This window comes from Streptomyces sp. GC420 (assembly GCF_009916105.1).
Classification (GTDB): Bacteria; Actinomycetota; Actinomycetes; order Streptomycetales; family Streptomycetaceae; genus Streptomyces.
On record NZ_JAAAXQ010000054.1, the window covers coordinates 1 to 17,519 of the forward strand.

Sequence of the window (17,519 nt, forward strand, 5' to 3'; positions counted from 1 at the left end):
CTGCGGCCGCGATGGAGCAGGTGGGACCACCCGCTGGAACAGCTCCCACAACTCGTCCGGCACCATGCGCTCGACCACCACCACGGGTGCAGACTACCCAGCACGCCCAAATGAGACGACGTCTAAAGCTTGGCCGGCCTGAGAGCGGGAGACGGGTCGGCCCGCAGGAACGGACCATCGTTCAGAATCGGGGCATGGACGTCCCCAGGCTGCTGGAAGCAGCTTCCCTGCTGGTCCCGGAAGAGATCGCCACCGAGAACGACATCACGGTGAACGACGTCTGGGAGTACCTGACCCACGACGAGTGGGAAGTGGCTCTCGGTCTGCTGGAGGAACTCGGCGACGTCCACCCGCTTTCGCTCAACTTCTGGCAGGCCCTCGCCACCGCCGCCGAGCGGATGCGGCTGGAGAGGAGCGCGGCCTGGTGCCACTGGCGCTGCTACGAAACCCGACACGGCATCATCCGAGCCGACCTCACCCTCGCACCTGCCGACGAGGCCCGCCGACAGATACCCTTCTCGGGAGCCGGCGTCCTTCGACCAATGTGGAACATCGGGCGTCGAACCGCAACAGGGGAATTGGACCTCTACGTCGCCAGCCTTTGGGTCGAGTTCGCGCCGTTCATGGAGCCTGGCGGACGGGCCACGGTGCGTCTCGCCCCACTCTCCCCGTCGATGTGGCAGCACCTTCAGCTTGGTCAAGTGATCACCATGCACGAGGACCGGACCGTCGCCGGAACGGCGGTCGTCCTGGACGTTCAGCGCCCGTCAGCCCCGGCGGCCGCATAACCAGAACTCGTTTCCTTCCGGACCTGCCATCACCACGTGACCGGGCCTGCCCTGCAAGTCGTCCACGGACCACGGCCGCACCCGCAGCGGTCAACCGCTCCACCGCCTCCACCACGGGTGATGCGGTGAGGCCGGTGTCGCGCGAGTCTTCTGTCGTCCTGAGCAGGGCCGACCGGGGATGAACTGGTCACTGCCTCGTTCGGCAGTCGGCCCGGTGGGTATGCAGTCTCCAGCGCAACCGCATGCCGGCTCGACCGCCCCCACCGCCAGGAGGCCCATCGTGAACTGCGCGAACTGCGGCGCCGGCGCCAGCCAAGGCCCCGACGGACGTTGGACCTGCAACAACCAATGCGGCTGGTCCTCCGGGGCCGCCCCCACCCCCACGACGGTATCCTCCGGTCATGTCAACAACGCCACCTGAGCACGCCGAAATCACCCGCGGCATCTGCGGAGGCTGCTCAGCCATGGTCGAAGGACTCAATGGCCGCTACTCGTGCGCCCTCTGCGGCTGGGTGAACCGCTGGGACCAGTCCCCCGCGCCGCTGCCGTCCAAGGAAGACGACCCCGACTACGACAAGCCGCAGCCGCGGCCGAAGCTGTAGACCGACCCCCTACACGGCGTGTGTAGAGCCCGACGGGCGACACGGCGGCGGCCGCAGCAACGACCCGGCCGCGCTGGAGGTTCGCCGGGTTGAGCCGCGCGAGATGACCTCGCCTATCGGAGCCCTGTTCACCGATGGTCCAGTGACGAGGTCCTGGATCTCGCGGTCACGGTGCGGAACTCCGCCGGAGCGCCGTCCCCCGACGAGGAACTGCGGCGTTTCTTCCGGCCCGCACAAGGAACGGGTGCGACCGACTGGGCGTGCCTGGGCCGCCACCGTGACCCGGCGGGTTCGGCAACATTGAAGTGCCAGGTCGCAGGCGGTTTCAGGAGTGATCCAGGGTCTGGATCTCGCGCGCTGCGGCGTGATCGAATATGGGATGACATCGTTCTGGACCGGCAAGCGGGTACGTCTGCGCGGTATCGAGCGCGACGACTGGACCGCGTTCATGCGTTTCGCCGTGGACGAGGAGCGGTTGGGAGATCTGCTCCAACCGCCTCGCTCCGCCGAGGCATTCCGCACGTGGGCGAAGGAGCAGGCTACTGCCAAGTCCGAGGGCGACTGCTTCGGGTTGGCCGTCGAAGCCGTCGACACGGGGGAAATAGTCGGCGTCGTCGGCTCGCACCACGGTGATCCACGTGCCGGCTGGTTCGAGCACGGTGTCACCATCGGCGCTGATCATCGGCGCAAGGGCTACGCCGCAGAAGCGGTGGTGATGCTGATGCGCTTCATGTTCGCGGAGCGGCGTTATCACAAGTGCCAGGCGCGGATCTTCGCGCACAACGAGGCGTCGCTGGCCCTTCATCGCCGGCTCGGCTTCGTCGAGGAGGGCCGCCTGCGCGATCACGTGTTCTCCGTCGGCGGGTATCACGATCTCGTCATGATGGGCATGCTCGTTGACGAGTTCACGCAAGCGCACTCGATGAGCGATCATCCGAGTTCGAGTCCTACGTCGAACGCCGTTCGAAGTTGATCCACTCCTTTACCGTCGAGCCGGATTTCCGGGGTGCAGCGCGGGCAGGTCGCGAATAGTCAGTGCGTCGCCCGCAGGATTGTTCCTCCGGGTCGTCGGGGCAATGCCCGCATGGGGCCGGCGCCGCGGCGCCGGCCCCATGCGGGCGACAGGGGTCAGGCGTCGCCGTTGAGCACGGCAGCGGTCAGGACGCTGCCTGCGACGCCCCAGCCGCCGTCGACGACTTCGTCGATGAGCACGACGGTGGTGGGACGAGCCCGCTCGCCGTAGATCTCCGCGTACAGGTCGGTGGTGCGCTCCACGATCTTCTTCTTGTCCTCGGCGGTGATGGTGCCTGCGGGGACCTTGAAATTAGCGAAAGGCATGATTTGTTTCTCCTTGGGTGGCTTCTTCCGGGGGTGCGGAAGCGACTGGCCGAGGGGGCCGATGGACGTTCCTCGGGCGCTGCCGGAATGGTCAGAGGCCGGTGTGGGGGGGTGAATGCCTCGGCCGGCCCGAGAACCATGCGGCCGGCGTTGTGCACCACGATGTCGACCCGTCCCTGCTCCGTCATCACCTGATCGATGGCGGCGTCGACCGAATCCGTTCCTGGACGTCCATCTCCACAGCGGCCATCCGTACGCCGCGGTCCTTTGCGACCTGCGCGAGCGCGGCGACGGCGGATACGTTGCGGGTGGTGGTGGCGCGCATGCCGGCATAGACGATGTGGCCTGCCTGGGCCAGGGCACGTGCGGTGAGATTCCCGAAGCCGCTGGACGCGCCGGTGACCATCACGACGTTCGGCTGTGTCATCACACCAGGCCCCCGTTGGCCCGCAGGATCTGGCCGTTCACCCAGTGCCCTTCCGGGCTGGTGAGGAAAGCGACCACATTGGCGATGTCCTCCGGGGTGCCCAGCCGCTCCAGTGGCGGGGTACTGGCGAGCCGGTCGATCTGCTCGGGAGTCTTGCCGGCGAGGAACAAGTCCGTGGCCGTGGGCCCGGGAGCGACGGTGTTCACGGTGATGTCCCGACCGCGCAGCTCGCGGGCGAGGATCAGCGTGATCGACTCGATGGCGCCCTTGCTCGCCGCATACGCGCCGTAGGCGGGGAACTGGGTGCCGACCACGGAGGTCGAGAAACCCACGAACGAGCCACCCGCACGCAGTCGCCTGGCGGCCTGCTGGGCTACTACGAAAGTGCCGCGGACATTGGTGCGGTGCATCGCGTCGAGGACGGTCAGGTCGAGGTCGGCGATGGGTGACAGGGCGAGTCGGCCTGCGGAGTTCACGACGACATCCACGGCGCCGAACTCCTGCTCCGCCCGGTCGAACAGCGTGGCGACCGCGCTCTCGTCCGCCACGTCCGCCTGCACGGGGATCGCCCGTCCGCCGGCGGCGGTGATCGCTGCCACCGTCTCCTCGGCGGCAGCCGCGTCACGGGCGTAGTTCACCACAACGGCCAGACCGTCCCGGGCGAGCTTGCGGGAGACCGCCCGGCCGATGCCGCGTGATCCTCCGGTGACGACGGCGACCCGTGCGGCCGCCGGTGCGGAAGTGGAGTGGTTCGTAGTCATGTCCTCCACGATGCGCGACGCCCGCCGGCGGAACCAGGGGATGTCATCCCCTGTGTCCATGACCCGACCGGACGCAGAATGGATGGCATGGGTTCTGTGAAATACGCCGAGCTGGGGGCTTTCCTGCGTTCACGGCGTGAACGCATCCGCCCGGCCGACGTCGGGCTCCCGGCCGGCCCCCGGCGCCGGGTGTCCGGGCTTCGTCGCGATGAGGTCGCCCAGCTCGCCGGGGCATCAGTGGACTACTACAACGAGCTCGAGCGCGGAGCCGGGTCCCAGCCGTCCGAGCAGATGATCGCGGCGCTGGCGAGGGCTCTGCGCCTGACCGCTGACGAACGTGACTACCTCTACCACCTGGCGGACCGGCCGGTGCCTGTGCACGGCGGAGCAGCCTCGCACGTACACCCCGGGATGCTCGATCTGCTCAGTCGTCTGACGTCGACACCTGCACAGGTGATAACCGACCTGCATGTCACCCTCGTGCAGAACCCACTCGCAGTGGCACTGCTCGGAGACCACTCCGGGTTCCGGGGTGCCCGGGCCAGCTTCGTCCACCGGTGGTTCACCGACCCCGACGCCCGGCGTCTCTACCCCGAAGCCGACCACGAAGCGCAGTCCCGCGCCTTCGTCGCCGATCTGCGTGCAGCCGCCGCCAGGCGAGACGCGAAGGACGCCGAGGCCAACTCAATGATCGGTGCGCTGCTCGGCATCTCCTCCGAATTCGCCACACTGTGGGCCGACCACGACGTGGCGTTCCGGCGAGACGACCGCAAACGCCTCAACCACCCCACGCTGGGTCTGATCGAGGTCAACTGCCTCAACCTGTTCAGCGAGGACGGCCGGCAGCGGCTGCTCTGGTTCACCCCCGCGGTCGGCACGGACAGCGCCGGCCTGCTTGACCTGCTCGCGGTCGTCGGCACCCAGGACATCGTCGAACCGACACGCTGAACACCTTGTCCTCCACAGCCTTGATCGCCGGCAGAACACCGGGACCGGCCCGGGGCCGTCGCGGATGGCGCACGCCGCGCAGGCCTGAACGGGACTCGGCCGCAGAAGGACAGTCCCCCGAGCGCTGGGTGGGAAGAACACGAGGGTGGCGCCACGGGCCGGTACCGCTTGGACATGGACTTCGCCGGCCCAAGTCCGGTGGGCGCATCGACCGGCCGGCGGACCACCCGGAGACCAGGGCCTTCCGGTGGGCCTCTGCCCCTGCATGTGCTGGGCAAGAGCAGTCACGGCCGGCGCGTGACTGCGATGGAAACGGCTGCCACAGCAGTCGGGCATCACCCGAACGGCGGCCCGGCTCGCTCTGCCGGAGGCCCCGGCGGTACCGCGGTGCAATGCCTGCCGCACTTAACCTCACGGCATGACCCCCGAGCAGCAACAACGCGAGATCATCCTCCGCCTCGTCGGTTACCTCACGGCAGCCACCGAATGGGGCCGCACGGAGGAGGCCGCCGACGACGACAGCAGCGACGCCCAGGCAGTGGCAGTCGGCGAACTCCTCAACGAAGTCATGCCGAAGGTCACCGTCCCGGCCGACATGCCCCCGGAGGAGATCGGCGCGACCGTCAGCCGGGAACTCGGCGACTTCATGGCCCGCTTCATCACGGGCGTGGGCTACATCTTCAGCGAACTCGCCGACATCCACGACTCAGGCCGCACCGACATCACCTCCGCGGACCTGCTGCGCACCATCGCTCTCCGCATGGAAGCCAGCCGTGGGGAGGAGGGATAGCCAGGGGTCCTCTCGTGCGTGCGCACGCCGCAGGCGGTCCAGGTCTCTGTCCGTCACGCGAGCCCGTCACTGCGACGATGGTTGGATCTGGGCCAGCGGCGGCAACGTCCGGGACGAAGTGCTCAACCGATGACACCCCGGCCGCAGTGAACCGTGTACGTACCCGTCTCCTTCTGAAACGATCACTTGGCGTTGGGGCAGCCCGCCCAGGTCAGTCCCTGCGGGGCGGTCCGCTGCCCTCCCCTGCCGCTCCATGGAGTGACCACCGGCCAATGCACGGTGTCTGACGTGACTGCCGTCACTACAATGTGCCGTCACAGCGCCGAGGGGCGGTGCGTCGCGGGCGGGAGGGGACGCAATGAGCTCGTCGTACGGGGTGGATGTCACGGTTCCGAGCGTGGCCCGGATGTACGACAGTCTGCTGGGCGGCCGTCACAATTACCCAGCTGACCGGGAAGCGTGCGGCGAACTGCTCAAGCAGGTGCCCAGCATGAGGGAACTGGCCCTGAACAACCGCGAGTTCCTGCGCAGGGCCGTGCATACGCTGGCCGCCGAGTACGGCATCCGTCAGTTCATCGATCACGGCTCGGGGCTGCCCACCCAGGAGAATGTTCACGAGGTCGCGCAGCGGGTCGCCCCCGCAAGCCGCGTGGTGTACGTCGACAACGACCCCAGCGTGCGTGCCATGGGCGGTGCCCTGCTGGAGAGCAACGAGCGCACCGCCGTGCTCCAGGCCGACCTGCGCGACACCGAGGAGATCTTCGACAGCGAGCCCGTGCGCCGGCTCATCGACCTCGACGAACCGGTGGCTGCCCTGTTCGTGTCCGTGCTGCACTGCATTCCCGACAGCAGCCGTCCCGGTGAGCTGATTGCCCGGGTCGCTGACAGGCTGCCGTCCGGCAGCATGATGGTGGTCTGCCAACTCGTCAGTGACTCCGCCGAGATCCGCGACTTCGTCACCGGCTTCATGGATGAACAGACCCAGGGGCACTGGGGGCGCGTGCGGGAGAAAGCGGATGTCGCCTCGTTCTGCGCGCCCCTGGAACTGATTGAGCCCGGTCTGACGGAAGTGTCGGCCTGGCGTCCCGCCGATGACGATGTGCCGGCTCAGCTCACCTGGGAGTGGGAAGAGTACGGGGGTGTGGGTCTGGTACGCCACTGAGTCGCACGGACAAGCGGAGCAGGACTGTTGTCGCCAGGTTCCCGGCGCCTCATGCAGAAGCGTGGCTGCGCGTCCTGGAGGCCCCTCTCCGAACGCGGCCACTTCACCGAACGCCCCCCGGAGGTCGCCGCGTGTACCCCATCGCCGCCCAGGTCATCAGCACCGAGCGGCTGGACCTGCTGCCGCTTCTCGTCGGGCACGCCGAGGAGATGGCCGCGGTGCTGGCCGATCCGGCGCTGCACACCTTCACCGGCGGCACCCCGGACACCCCGCAAGTCCTGCGCTCACGCTACCAGCGCATGATCGCGGGCTCTCCCGACCCGGCGGTCTCCTGGCTGAACTGGGTGATCCGGCTGCGTGAAGGAGCGTGCCTGACAGGCACAGTCCAGGCAACTATCAGCCCGTCCGGCCACGGCCCCACCGCCGAGGTCGCCTGGGTGGTCGGAACCCCGTGGCAGGGAAGGGGCGTCGCCGGCGAAGCGGCCCGAGGACTCGTCGACTGGCTCAGCCGACAGCGGGTGCAGACCGTCATCGCCCACATCCACCCCGAACATCATGCGTCCGCCGCCGTCGCCGCCACCGCCGGGCTCGCGCCCACAGGCGAATGGAACGAGGGCGAGGTCCGATGGCGCCGGATCGTCGGGCGACAACTGCACCGATCCACAGGCCTCGGGCTCGCAGACCGCCAGGGATCGAACACGTGACGGCACCGCACGGCCTCCGAACCCGCGCAGCATGGCGGGAACGCTACGCCCAGCCGGGGTATGCGGTGAGTTGCTTGCTCAGCCGTGTGACCGGTCGACGACGGGCACGGCGGTGACGGGGTTGTGGCCCGTGGCGACCACCCGCACGACGAAGCCGGCCACTTCTTCGAGCTGCCTGGCGTGCTCGAGTCCGCCGATCACCGCGGGAACACCACCAAGATCACGGATCAGTTCGGCGGCAGTGGCGAGCGCCGCCTCGTCGTCGCCGCAGATCGCCACGGTCCGCTTCGGCTGTCCCTCCGGCGTCGGCTCCAGCCAGCTCGTCCCGGCGAACAGGTGCAGCGCCTTGACCACGTGGCTGCCTTCGGCCCGCTCGGCGACGTGCTGCGCCGCCGACCCGGTCTCCGGCTCGAGCAGACCGGAGGCGTAGTCCACCGCGTTGGTGCAGTCGACCACGGTCTTGCCCGCCAGTGTTCCCTCCCCCGCACCGGCGAGTGCCAGCACCTGGTCGAGCCCTTCCCAGGCCACCGCCACGACCACGACGTCGCTCGCCCGGGCCACCTGCACGGGGGCCACCGCCTCCACCGCGCCGCCGAGCCGCCCGGCGACCACCTCTGCACTGCCCTGGGAACGGCCTCCCACAAGGACTCGGTGTCCCCGCCTCGTCCACGCCTGTGCCAGTGCCGAAGCCATCGTGCCGGTGCCGAGAATTCCGATGCGCACGTCGCTCTCCCTGTCTCGAAGGACTGATGCGTCGCTACGGTAGGAAGCCGCGTCCTACCGATTGGTAGGCCCGGATCCGCTAGGAAGAGACGCGTGAACGACCACTGCCCGCCCTTCGCCGCCGACTGCACGGTCCGCCTGGCCACTGATCTGGTCGCTCATACCTGGGACCCGGTGGTTCTGATGGCGCTGCGAGCGGGCAGGCGCCGCCGGATCGACCTTTTGAACGACATGGCCGGCGTGAGTGACAAGGTCCTGACCATGACGCTCCGCCGTCTGCACTCCAACGGGCTGATCACACGGATCACCACGCCGACAGACCGCTCCGTGGCATACGAACTGTCCGAGTTGGGTGACAGCCTCGCCAACGGGCCGCTGGCCGCCCTCGGACAATGGGCGATCGATCACTCCGACCAGGTCCTCGCCGCCCAGGAGCAACACCGCGCGGCAGCGGCAGCACAAGGGGAGTAGCCACGTCGTCCGGCCGCGTGTGCGAGGCTGCAAGACTCTTGCTGGGTACGGTCAGTGCGCTCCGCCGCTCTTCCCGCCGGGGGCCGGCCACGGGGTGGACGGCCTGCGCGAGAGCGGTGGCCGTACGCACGAGGCGGGCGACGGCCGGTGAGCGGACCTGCCAACCGCTGCCGCCCGTTCGCGCGCCGCCGGCCCTTCATGGCGCCGTTGGCGGGCGCGACGGCCAACGGCGCAGTGTGGAAAGCCGAGTTGTCGCTGCCGAAGCAGACGTACGGCTTCCATCCGCGGCGCAGGTCGGTCACGCCATCGCCCTGTGCGCATCCTTGCCCCGGACCGCCGCCCTGACGGCCCCCGAACGGGCCCTGCTCACCGAGCGGCCGGACCGCATTTGCGGCCACGGGCTGATCGGCCCGGGCCGGACCAGGAGCGGGTGCGTCAGCCCCGTTCGGCGGTGAACGGGCCGCAGGAGGCGAAGGCCAGCCGCGCGAACCGCTCGCCGATACGACGGTGGGTGGCGGCGTCCGGGTGGAGCTGGTCGGGCAACGGCAACTCGGCGAAGTCCGCCCGGCCGTAGAGCTCCCGGCCGTCGAGGTGGAACAGGTTCGGATCCTCGGCCGTCCGCTGCTTCACGATGCGGTCCAGCTCGTCGCGGATGGCGTTGAGGGTCGGTTTCCCGTACGCGCGCTCCGCCTGGTCACCCGCGGCCCGGAACCGGAGCCTTCCCGCGCCGAGGTCGCTGAAGTCCGGAACGCTGGGGCCGGGTGTGTCCTCGTGGATGGGGCACAGAATTGGCGAGACGACCAGCAGCGGTACAGCGGGGTGGCCTTCGCGGACGGTGTCGAGGAAGCCGTGGACGGCGGGGGTGAAGGCGCGCATCCGCATCAGGTCGGTGTTGACCAGGTTGATTCCGATCTTGATGCTGATCAGGTCGGCGGGGGTGTCGCGCATGGTTCGCGCGGTGAAGGGGTCGAGCAGGGCGCTGCCGCCGAGGCCCAGATTCACCAGTTCAACGCCGCCGAGCGCCGCGGCGAGTGCGGGCCACGTGGAGCTGGGGCTCGCGGCGTCGGAGCCTTGACTGATGGAACTGCCGTGGTGCAGCCACACTCTGCGGCCCCGGTCCGGTACCGGCTCGACGGGAGCGTCGGTGCGCAGCGCGATGAGCTGTGTGGTCTCGTTGTACGGAAGCCAGATCTCGACGTCCTTGACGCCGTGGGGCAGATCGGCGAAGCGAAGAGTCCCGGGCTTTCCCCTCCGGTGCTCGAAGGACCCGGTGGTCATGTCGATGATCAGGGTGTCGCCGCCGGTCACGGTGGCTTGACCGGCCAGACGGCCGTCGACGAGCAGGTCGTACACGCCGTCCGGGCGGGGTGGGGCGCCCGCGTAGACACGCTTCGTGGGCAGCGTGTCCAGTTCGACGGCGGTCGCCCGGGTCCGGAAGACCAGCCGCACGCCGGACGGTTGGGACTCGGCCATGCCCAGTTGTCCGTCGGTGTTCTGGGCGCGGGCCCGGGCAGGCAGCCGGTGCGGCAGCACGCCGTGCTCGGTGTGCTCCACGTCGAGGGCGCCGCGCAGGAGGTCGGCGGTGACGGGTGTGGTGACCCAGGTGTCCTTGGGATGCATGGTTCCAAACCTGTGGATCAGCGTGTTCGGACTGTTCGGCTCCGCCCGGTGCCCGCGCCGGCAGTGCCCCGGGGCGGGCCGCCGCACGGGGCTGTGATCGGGGCCACGGGGCTGTGATCACGATGCGGGCCAGTTGTGCAGCAGGGCGTCGAGAGCGTCCAGGATCCGTGCCCAGCTTTCCTCCGTGTCCGGGGCACTGTGGCTGAACCCTCCCCCCGACTCCAGGCTGACGTAGCCGTGGAAGACGCTGCCCAGCAACCGGACCGCGTGCGTCTGGTCCGGCTCCGCCAGGTCGTAGCCGCGCAGGATCGCCCGCGTCATCTGCGCGTGCTTGACGCCCGCACTGGCGGCCGCCGTCTCCGGGGCGAGCCGGAACTGGGCTGCGTCGTAGCGGCCGGGATGCTCCCGGGCGTAGTCGCGGTAGACGTTGGCGAGGGCGGCCAGAGCGTCCTTGCCGGCCCGTCCGGCCAGGGCGTCGGCAGCCGCGTCGGCGAGTTCCTCCAGGGCGAGCAGGGCGATCCTGGTCTTGAGGTCCTGGGAGTTCTCGATGTGCGAGTACAGACTCGCGACCCTGACGTCGAACCGCCGGGCGAGCGCCGAGACGGTCACCCGGTCGAAGCCGACCTCGTCAGCCAGTTCCGCGCCCGCCCGCACCAGGCGCTCCGTGGTCAGCCCCACACGCACCATGGCCGTCCTTCCACTCAACCTGATCGAGCATGCGTTTACCTAATAGCTTTAGGTAAATTACCACGACCTTTCGGTTTGCTGAACGGAAGATCCGTACCGGGTTCGATGACCCCGGGGCCGCGTCCGGGAGGTCGGGTTGTCGGACAGAGTGCTCCCGCCGGCCCAGCCCAAGTGCTCGAACTCGGGCGGGCAGAGGCCCCCTCAGCGCGTCGCACCGCCCGCAGGGATCGGGTCCCGCGAACGACTCGGCGGCCGCTGGTACGACGTCCGTGCCGCGGCGTCACCACTCGAAACTCGAATGCACCGCTGCGCAAGCCTCTGGGAGCATCCCGGCATGGGTCAGACTCTCGAATCGCTGGTCGTCCGGCACGCCCACCGTCTCCCCGCCCCCGCGGGCCCCGCCGGGGAGGGTGACGCCGCGGCGCGGCAGTTCGACGCCGTGCTGATGTCCGTGGGCTTCAAGCTCTCGGCGGACCTGCTGAAGCACCTGTCGGGGCTGTCCGAGGGCACGGTCGTCGACACCGCGGTACGCACGTTGGCCACGGTCCGCGAGATGGTCGGCGACCATGTCCGGCACAACGTCTACTTCGTCGACTTCCCGGCGAACGTGCCCGACACGTTCGACTTCTGGATGCGGTGCATCGCCGAGGCCCTCGCCGACGACGGGTCCCGCGCCGGCACGCTCGACCGGCTGCGCACCGGTGTGCTGGACCTGCTGACCTTGCCGTCGTACGGCAACTACCGGCACACGTACGCCGAGATGCTCGCCCACCACGACGAGCTGATCGCCGCGGCGGGCGACCGTATGACGGTGCTGCACCTGGGCGACGACCCGGACTCCGAGGTCACCGCGCTGTACCTCGCGCTGGCCGGCAGCAGCACGCCTCTGAGCGAGGACGGCCTCGGCGACCTCCGGGTCCTCGCCGGGCACTGCGTGCACGGTCCTCAGCCTGAGGCGATCCCTGTCCGGGAGAACCGTGCCGTCGTCAACCAGGCCCGTGTGAGCGTCGGGACGGAGCCGATGCTGGACACCGTCACCGATGTGCTGCGCCTGGCCTGCGCGCTGTCGGGCGGTGACGTGTCCCTCCAAGAGCCGACGCGGTTCCGGGCGCTGTCCCGCCGGATGCGCCGCGCCCTGCTCGCGGGCCTCGACACCGTCGTCGCCGCGGCGCCGGCCAAGCTCGCCGACGTCCCCGCGCATCGCGAGGCCTGGAAGCGCCTCGGCGAGCGGCTCCACCCGCACGAGTACCCGCGATGGCCGTACGCCGCCGACGTGTTCGCGGTCGCACGGGGCGAGAAGCCGGTGCGGTCCTTCGACAGCCGGGTCGAGGAACTGCTCGGCACGAACGATGTCATCGGCGCGGCGGAGCTGCTGAAGTCCGCTCCCGGCAGGCTGTTCCGCTCCCTGGACCACCTGCTGCGCACGGCGTCCGCCGACGGTGAGCGGGAGGCGGTGGTGTGCGCCGTCGAAGAGGTCGCGCCCAAGGTCTCCGGGCGGGTCGTGCTGTCGGTCCTGGAGCACTTCCACAACCGGGCCGAGGACACCGGTGAACGCCGGGTATTCGTCAACCGCCTCGGCCGTGCCTGGATCGCGTCCGACGACCGCCCGCGCGTGCCGGCCGCCGAGCGCAAGCGAGTCGTCGCCGCGCTCGAGGCCGAGGTACGGCGCCGTCTCCCCGCTCCGGGCCACCTGCTGATCGATCCGGACGTCCTCGACGTCGCGCTCCCGCTCAGCGGCAAGGCGACCTCGTCCGGCCTGGGTGTACTGCCGCGCGGCTCGGTGTCCCCGGTCCGCGGCGAGCTGCTGCGCTTCTTCGTGTACTGGAGGCAGAGGCGCCACCGCACCGACTACGACCTGTCGGCGCTGATGCTGGACGCCGACTACAAGACCGTCTCCTGGCTATCGTACACCTCGCTCACCGAACTCGAGGGCGAGCACTCCGGTGACATCACGGACGCTCCCGACGGCGCCTCCGAGTTCATCAACCTGCGCCTGGGCGCCGTGCGCGGGACGTTCATCGTGCCGCAGGTCAACATCTTCTCCGGGGAGGGATTCGACGAGGTCGCGGAGTCGTTCTTCGGGTTCATGCTGCGCGAGGCCGAGCAGCAGGGCCGCCCGTTCGAACCGCGTACCGTGCGCATGAAGTCGGAGCTGCGCGGTCCGGGCAAGGTCGCGCTGCCGCTGGCGATCCTGCGCGGGAGCGACGGCCGGTGGCGCGCCAAGTGGCTGCACCTGTACCTCAAAGGTATGCCGACGGCCAACCGCGTCGAGGGAAACCAGGTGTCGGTCGCGCGGCTGCTGCGCGGCATCGTCGAGCGCGACCAGCTCACGGTGCGGTACCTCACCGGCTTGACGGCCGACGGCGCCACCGGCATGACGCTGTGGGACGGCAGGACGATCCCGGACGAGCCCGTCACCTACATCGGCCTGGAGCGCCCCGACGGCCTGCACCCGGAGTCCCGGATCATCACCCCTGAAAATCTGCGCGACCTGGTACCGGACTGACTGCTACGGTTGGCCGTGGCGAGGCCATGAACGGGGCTTCCTTCTACAGACTGCAAATCTGAGCTCCAGTTCCGTCGCTCTCCTCGCCCTCGACGTCGTTCTGGGAGGCGCCCGCACGGGTGCCTCCCAGTTCTTTTTGCCCCCGGAACCCGGCCACCTCGGGGGATCCTCCGGTCGGAGGGCTGAGGGCTCCCCGGGGCGCCGCCGCTCCAGGACCGCGGACACGGCGCCGGGTGCGGACACCTCGGCAGCCCCGCGCCGCCGGGGCGCGGACTCGCGTGCCGTAGAACGGCACGACCCGCCAACCGCGTGTTCCACGGCACCTATCTTCCAGGGCAACCAGCCACTGCTCCAGGAAGGCAGAACAGCAACGATGCTGCATGTGCAGGCTGCCGTCGTACGTTACGGGCAGAGTGCGCCCGCGCTGCGGTCACTCGACCTGCGGGCCGGGCCGGGCGAGGTGACGGCCGTCGTCGGCGGGAACGGCGCCGGCAAATCGACCCTCATGAAGGCGGTCGCCGGGATCCTGGCCTTCGACTCCGGTTGCCTGGTGGAGGGCGAGATCCGGTTCGACGGCCGGCCGATCCACCAGCTGAGCCCGGCCGCCCGGGTGCGCCGTGGTATCGCCCTCGTGCCCGAAGGACGCCGGGTCTTCGCCGATCTGACCGTGGAGGAGAACCTGCGGGCGGGCGCGGCCACCGCCAGGGGACACCTGCAGAGCCGCCTCGACGACGCGTACGAGATGTTCGACGTTCTCGCCCGGCGCCGTCGCCAGCGGGCGATCCTGCTGTCCGGAGGCGAACAGCAGATGCTCGCCATCGCCAGGGGCATGATGAGCGGGCCCAGGCTCCTCCTGCTGGACGAGCCGTCCCTGGGGCTCGCCCCCAAGGTCGTCGAGCAGATCGGGCAGGTCATCTCGATGATCCGCGATCGCGGGACCGCTGTGCTGGTCGTCGAGCAGAACGCGGCCATGGCTCTGTCGGTCGCCGACACCGGTTACGTCCTGGCGCAGGGGCAGGTCGTGCTGTCGGGCACCGCGGCCGAGCTGCGGGCCACCGACGAGGTGCAGCAGCTCTACCTGGGCGGCTCCGGTTCGGCCGACGAGCTCGCGCGGTTCACCGACCGGGCGCCCCTGGGGCGGTGGGCGGCATGAGCAGGCTGCACGTGCGGGACGTCTCCCTGAGCTTCGGTGGCGTCAAGGCACTGGACGGGCTCGGCTTCACCGTGGAACCCGCAACGGTCCACGCCGTCATCGGCCCCAACGGAGCCGGCAAGTCCTCGTGCTTCAACCTGATCAGCGGGCACTACCGTCCGACGGCGGGAACGATCACTTTCGGGGACGACGACCTCACCCGTCTGGCACCCCACGAGATCGCCCGGCGCGGAGTGGGCCGCGCCTTCCAGAACATCGCACTGTCCGCCCACGAGACGGTGCTGAACAACCTGATGGTCGGCCGGCACAGACTGACCCGGTCGGGTTTTCTCGCCACGTCGCTCGGACTGCCACGCGTCCGGCGCGAGGAGAGGACCCACCGTGAACGCGTCGCCGAGATCGCCCGGTTCGTGGGGCTGGGCGACAAACTGGACGCCCCCGCGGGAGCGCTGGCCTACGGCGACCGCAAACGGGTCGAGCTGGCACGCGCTCTGTGCAGCGAACCCCGTCTCCTGCTGCTCGACGAACCCGCCGCCGGGATGCCCGCACACGAGAAGTGGGACATCGCCCATCTGATCGTCAGCGTGCGCGACGCCCTGGGGATCTCGGTTCTCCTCGTCGAGCACGACATGCCGATGGTGATGGCGATCGCCGACCGGGTCACGGTCCTCGACTTCGGCCGCGGCATCGCCGACGGCACGCCGGCCGAAGTGCAGCGCTCCCCCGAGGTCATCGCCGCCTACCTCGGCACCACACCGCACAGCGAGCGGGCCAACGTTCCACAAGTACAAGGAGAAGCATCGTGAAAGCCCTGCAGCTGCTGCTCCTGGGGGTGTCGCTCGGGGCCGTCTACGCCCTCCTCGCCCTGGGATTCGTGGCCATCTACAAGGGCACCAAGGTGATCAACCTGGCCCAGGGGTCGATCCTGCTGATCGGCGTCTACGCCGTCGCCGTGCTGTCCCCCCGCACCGGGTTCCTGACGGCCCTCGCGCTGGGTGTGGTGGCGGCCGCCGTCGCCGCGATCGTGGTCGAACGGCTGGCGGCGGCGGCCCGGACCCACGACCATCTGGTGCTGACGATCCTCACCCTCGGTGTCGACGTGCTGCTGGCCACCGAGCTCGCCCGGCGCATCGGCTCTCGGGTGCTCACGATGGGCGACCCGTGGGGCGACCGGCGCGTCGAGTTCCTGGGAACGGTGCTGCCCCAGGCGCGGATCGCCGCCACAGTCTGCGGCGTCCTCATCATCGCGGTCTTCTTCCTGGTGTTCCGCAAGACGGACTTCGGCGTGCGGATGCGGGCTTCGGCGGACGACCCGAGGACCGCGGCGCTGATGGGCATCGACCAGCGCAAGGTCGCCCTCGCCTCATGGGCCATCGGCGGAGCGCTGGCATGCGTCGCCGGTGTCTTCCTCGCGGGATACCCCAATCCCGGCCTTGACTCGCATTCCGGTCTGATCGCGCTCAACGCGATCCCGGCGATCATCATCGGCGGCCTGGACTCCATCGAGGGCGCGGTGCTCGGCGGCCTGGTCGTCGGCGTGGCGCAGACGCTCGTCGAAGGCAACTCGGCCTCCCTGCACTTCCTCGGAGAGGGCTTCGGCACCGTCGCACCGTACGTGGTCATGGTCCTCGTCCTGCTGTGGCGCCCCTCGGGGCTGCTGGGTTCCAAGGAGATGAACCGTGTCTGAAACCACCGTGGCCAAGGACCCCGCCGTGACCAAGGACCCCGCCGTGACCAAGGATTCCGCCGCGGGCAAGGACCCCGCCGCAGGGAAGAAGTCCGCCCTGTTCCGGTACCTCCGCCCCTGGGCACTGCTGCTGCCGCTGTCAGCGGTCCCGCTGTTCCTGGACGGTTCCTGGCTCATCATCGGAATCCTCGGCATGGCCACCGCGATCGGTGCCGTCGGTCTGACCCTCCTGGCGGGGACCGCCGGCCAACTCTCCCTGGCGCACTCCTTCTTCGTCGCGGTCGGCGCCTACACCTATGCCTACCTGGCGGGTGATCCGAACTCCGCGGAAACCGGCGGACTGGGACTGCCCAGCATGGTCGCCGCAGTGGCCGCGGTCGCCGCGGCCGCACTGGCCGGGCTGCTCTTCAGCCCGGTGTCCGCCCGGGTCAAGGGGCTCTATCTCGGCGTTGCCTCGCTCGCGCTGGTCTTCATCGGCGAACACGCCTTGAAGAACGCGACTCCCGTCACCGGCGGATACAACGGCCGGGAGGTGGCCCCGCTGTCGGTGTTCGGTTTCGAGCTGAACGGCGACTCCCCCGGCCTGTGGGTTCTGGGCGCCCCCTTCGACGGACGCGAGCGCCTGTGGTACCTGGCCCTGGCCATGCTGGTGACGGCCATGGTCGCCGCGAGCAGGCTGGTACGCGGAAGGCCCGGCCGGGCGCTCCAGCTGATGCGCGACAACCCCGCGGCGGCCGGTTCGATGGGTATCCCGGTCCACCGCTACAAGGCCGCGGTGTTCACCTGCTCGTCCGTCTTCGCGGGAGCCGCCGGCGTCCTGACGGCTCTGGCGTTCGACTTCATCGTTCCCCAGTACTTCACCTTCCAGCTCTCCGTCCTGTATCTGACGATGGCCGTCCTCGGCGGGCTCGGGTCCGTGCCGGGCGCCCTCGCCGGAGGTCTCTTCGTCACCGCGCTGCCGCTGCTGCTCGACCGGTTCAGCGGGTCGCTGAGCTTCCTCGCCGCTCCGGGTTCCGGCGGCCTCGACGCCGCCATGCTCGCCCGCTTCGTCTTCGGGGCGCTCCTGGTCCTCATCCTCGTCCGGGAGCCCGGCGGCCTCGCCGCGTTCGGCCGACGGCTCCGGCACTCCCGCGGCTGACGTCCCCGCCGGGA

At 69.6% G+C, this 17,519-nt stretch carries 19 protein-coding genes; 13 read left to right on the forward strand and 6 right to left on the reverse strand.

Annotated features, from left to right (window positions below; genetic code table 11):
* The first annotated feature begins 194 nt into the window (after window positions 1-194).
* From GUY61_RS09695 to GUY61_RS09705, 3 genes are all read left to right on the forward strand, one after another.
* Window positions 195-788, forward strand: coding sequence for a hypothetical protein (locus tag GUY61_RS09695; RefSeq protein WP_166629673.1), 594 nt, complete (start codon window positions 195-197; stop codon window positions 786-788).
* 401 nt (window positions 789-1,189) lie between these two features.
* Window positions 1,190-1,390 carry a hypothetical protein gene (locus GUY61_RS09700; protein WP_166629674.1) on the forward strand — a complete coding sequence of 67 codons (201 nt, stop codon included), beginning with the start codon at window positions 1,190-1,192 and terminating at the stop codon, window positions 1,388-1,390.
* A gap of 331 nt (window positions 1,391-1,721) precedes the next feature.
* A complete protein-coding gene (locus GUY61_RS09705; protein ID WP_313896596.1) occupies window positions 1,722-2,363 on the forward strand; it encodes a GNAT family protein in 642 nt (213 codons plus the stop codon).
* Window positions 2,364-2,518: 155 nt separating this feature from the next.
* On the opposite strand, the gene GUY61_RS09710 is transcribed toward GUY61_RS09705, so the two are convergent.
* From GUY61_RS09710 to GUY61_RS09720, 3 genes are all read right to left on the reverse strand, one after another.
* Entirely contained in the window at window positions 2,519-2,728 is a 210-nt protein-coding gene (locus GUY61_RS09710; protein WP_166629675.1) for a tautomerase family protein, read from the reverse strand.
* A gap of 187 nt (window positions 2,729-2,915) precedes the next feature.
* Window positions 2,916-3,155 (reverse strand): SDR family NAD(P)-dependent oxidoreductase, encoded by a 240-nt coding sequence (locus tag GUY61_RS09715; RefSeq protein ID WP_243766319.1) that lies wholly within the window; start codon window positions 3,153-3,155, stop codon window positions 2,916-2,918.
* The gene (locus GUY61_RS09720) at window positions 3,155-3,916 is read right to left on the reverse strand and encodes an SDR family oxidoreductase (protein ID WP_166629697.1); all 762 of its coding nucleotides are present in this window, start codon (window positions 3,914-3,916) and stop codon (window positions 3,155-3,157) included. Before GUY61_RS09720 ends, GUY61_RS09715 begins: the two co-directional genes overlap by 1 nt.
* Before the next feature lie 78 nt (window positions 3,917-3,994).
* Here GUY61_RS09720 and GUY61_RS09725 point away from each other — a divergent pair, with 78 nt between their 5' ends.
* The 4 genes from GUY61_RS09725 (at window position 3,995) to GUY61_RS09740 (ending at window position 7,520) form a co-directional block, all read left to right on the forward strand.
* A complete protein-coding gene (locus GUY61_RS09725; RefSeq protein WP_208105767.1) occupies window positions 3,995-4,864 on the forward strand; it encodes a helix-turn-helix transcriptional regulator in 870 nt (289 codons plus the stop codon).
* A gap of 418 nt (window positions 4,865-5,282) precedes the next feature.
* Complete coding sequence (locus GUY61_RS09730; protein WP_166629676.1) at window positions 5,283-5,654, forward strand: hypothetical protein; 372 nt, start codon at window positions 5,283-5,285, stop codon at window positions 5,652-5,654.
* A gap of 358 nt (window positions 5,655-6,012) precedes the next feature.
* On the forward strand, window positions 6,013-6,816 hold the full coding sequence (locus GUY61_RS09735) for an SAM-dependent methyltransferase (RefSeq protein ID WP_166629677.1): 804 nt from the start codon (window positions 6,013-6,015) through the stop codon (window positions 6,814-6,816).
* Window positions 6,817-6,947: 131 nt separating this feature from the next.
* Window positions 6,948-7,520 (forward strand): GNAT family N-acetyltransferase, encoded by a 573-nt coding sequence (locus GUY61_RS09740; protein WP_166629678.1) that lies wholly within the window; start codon window positions 6,948-6,950, stop codon window positions 7,518-7,520.
* A gap of 78 nt (window positions 7,521-7,598) precedes the next feature.
* On the opposite strand, the gene GUY61_RS09745 is transcribed toward GUY61_RS09740, so the two are convergent.
* The gene (locus GUY61_RS09745; RefSeq protein WP_166629679.1) at window positions 7,599-8,243 is read right to left on the reverse strand and encodes an NAD(P)-binding domain-containing protein; all 645 of its coding nucleotides are present in this window, start codon (window positions 8,241-8,243) and stop codon (window positions 7,599-7,601) included.
* Between the two features lie 93 nt (window positions 8,244-8,336).
* Here GUY61_RS09745 and GUY61_RS09750 point away from each other — a divergent pair, with 93 nt between their 5' ends.
* On the forward strand, window positions 8,337-8,714 hold the full coding sequence (locus tag GUY61_RS09750; RefSeq protein ID WP_313896597.1) for a helix-turn-helix domain-containing protein: 378 nt from the start codon (window positions 8,337-8,339) through the stop codon (window positions 8,712-8,714).
* A gap of 435 nt (window positions 8,715-9,149) precedes the next feature.
* Here GUY61_RS09750 and GUY61_RS09755 read toward each other — a convergent pair whose 3' ends face one another.
* Entirely contained in the window at window positions 9,150-10,334 is a 1,185-nt protein-coding gene (locus GUY61_RS09755; protein ID WP_166629680.1) for a GDSL-type esterase/lipase family protein, read from the reverse strand.
* A gap of 117 nt (window positions 10,335-10,451) precedes the next feature.
* Entirely contained in the window at window positions 10,452-11,021 is a 570-nt protein-coding gene (locus GUY61_RS09760; RefSeq protein ID WP_166629681.1) for a TetR/AcrR family transcriptional regulator, read from the reverse strand.
* Between the two features lie 334 nt (window positions 11,022-11,355).
* Here GUY61_RS09760 and GUY61_RS09765 point away from each other — a divergent pair, with 334 nt between their 5' ends.
* The 5 genes from GUY61_RS09765 to GUY61_RS09785 all read left to right on the forward strand — a co-directional run bounded on the left by GUY61_RS09765 (window position 11,356) and on the right by GUY61_RS09785 (window position 17,505).
* Window positions 11,356-13,527 (forward strand): TerD family protein, encoded by a 2,172-nt coding sequence (locus tag GUY61_RS09765; RefSeq protein WP_166629682.1) that lies wholly within the window; start codon window positions 11,356-11,358, stop codon window positions 13,525-13,527.
* Between the two features lie 373 nt (window positions 13,528-13,900).
* Window positions 13,901-14,680: an ABC transporter ATP-binding protein gene (locus GUY61_RS09770; protein WP_166629683.1), complete on the forward strand. Its 780-nt coding sequence runs from the start codon at window positions 13,901-13,903 to the stop codon at window positions 14,678-14,680.
* Window positions 14,677-15,486, forward strand: a complete 810-nt coding sequence (locus GUY61_RS09775; RefSeq protein WP_166629684.1) for an ABC transporter ATP-binding protein — start codon at window positions 14,677-14,679, stop codon at window positions 15,484-15,486. Before GUY61_RS09770 ends, GUY61_RS09775 begins: the two co-directional genes overlap by 4 nt.
* The gene (locus GUY61_RS09780) at window positions 15,480-16,367 is read left to right on the forward strand and encodes a branched-chain amino acid ABC transporter permease (RefSeq protein ID WP_166629700.1); all 888 of its coding nucleotides are present in this window, start codon (window positions 15,480-15,482) and stop codon (window positions 16,365-16,367) included. Before GUY61_RS09775 ends, GUY61_RS09780 begins: the two co-directional genes overlap by 7 nt.
* Entirely contained in the window at window positions 16,360-17,505 is a 1,146-nt protein-coding gene (locus tag GUY61_RS09785) for a branched-chain amino acid ABC transporter permease (protein ID WP_166629685.1), read from the forward strand. Before GUY61_RS09780 ends, GUY61_RS09785 begins: the two co-directional genes overlap by 8 nt.
* The last annotated feature ends 14 nt before the right edge of the window (window positions 17,506-17,519 follow it).

Bases quoted from the DNA above. Each gene is read 5' to 3' on its own strand.
- GUY61_RS09695 (WP_166629673.1), top strand. From the start codon at position 195: ATGGACGTCCCCAGGCTGCTGGAAGCAGCTTCCCTGCTGGTCCCGGAA.
- GUY61_RS09700 (WP_166629674.1), top strand. From the start codon at position 1,190: ATGTCAACAACGCCACCTGAGCACGCCGAAATCACCCGCGGCATCTGC.
- GUY61_RS09710 (WP_166629675.1), bottom strand. From the start codon at position 2,728: ATGCCTTTCGCTAATTTCAAGGTCCCCGCAGGCACCATCACCGCCGAG.
- GUY61_RS09715 (WP_243766319.1), bottom strand. From the start codon at position 3,155: ATGACACAGCCGAACGTCGTGATGGTCACCGGCGCGTCCAGCGGCTTC.
- GUY61_RS09720 (WP_166629697.1), bottom strand. From the start codon at position 3,916: ATGACTACGAACCACTCCACTTCCGCACCGGCGGCCGCACGGGTCGCC.
- GUY61_RS09725 (WP_208105767.1), top strand. From the start codon at position 3,995: ATGGATGGCATGGGTTCTGTGAAATACGCCGAGCTGGGGGCTTTCCTG.
- GUY61_RS09730 (WP_166629676.1), top strand. From the start codon at position 5,283: ATGACCCCCGAGCAGCAACAACGCGAGATCATCCTCCGCCTCGTCGGT.
- GUY61_RS09735 (WP_166629677.1), top strand. From the start codon at position 6,013: ATGAGCTCGTCGTACGGGGTGGATGTCACGGTTCCGAGCGTGGCCCGG.
- GUY61_RS09755 (WP_166629680.1), bottom strand. From the start codon at position 10,334: ATGCATCCCAAGGACACCTGGGTCACCACACCCGTCACCGCCGACCTC.
- GUY61_RS09760 (WP_166629681.1), bottom strand. From the start codon at position 11,021: ATGGTGCGTGTGGGGCTGACCACGGAGCGCCTGGTGCGGGCGGGCGCG.
- GUY61_RS09765 (WP_166629682.1), top strand. From the start codon at position 11,356: ATGGGTCAGACTCTCGAATCGCTGGTCGTCCGGCACGCCCACCGTCTC.
- GUY61_RS09770 (WP_166629683.1), top strand. From the start codon at position 13,901: ATGCTGCATGTGCAGGCTGCCGTCGTACGTTACGGGCAGAGTGCGCCC.
- GUY61_RS09775 (WP_166629684.1), top strand. From the start codon at position 14,677: ATGAGCAGGCTGCACGTGCGGGACGTCTCCCTGAGCTTCGGTGGCGTC.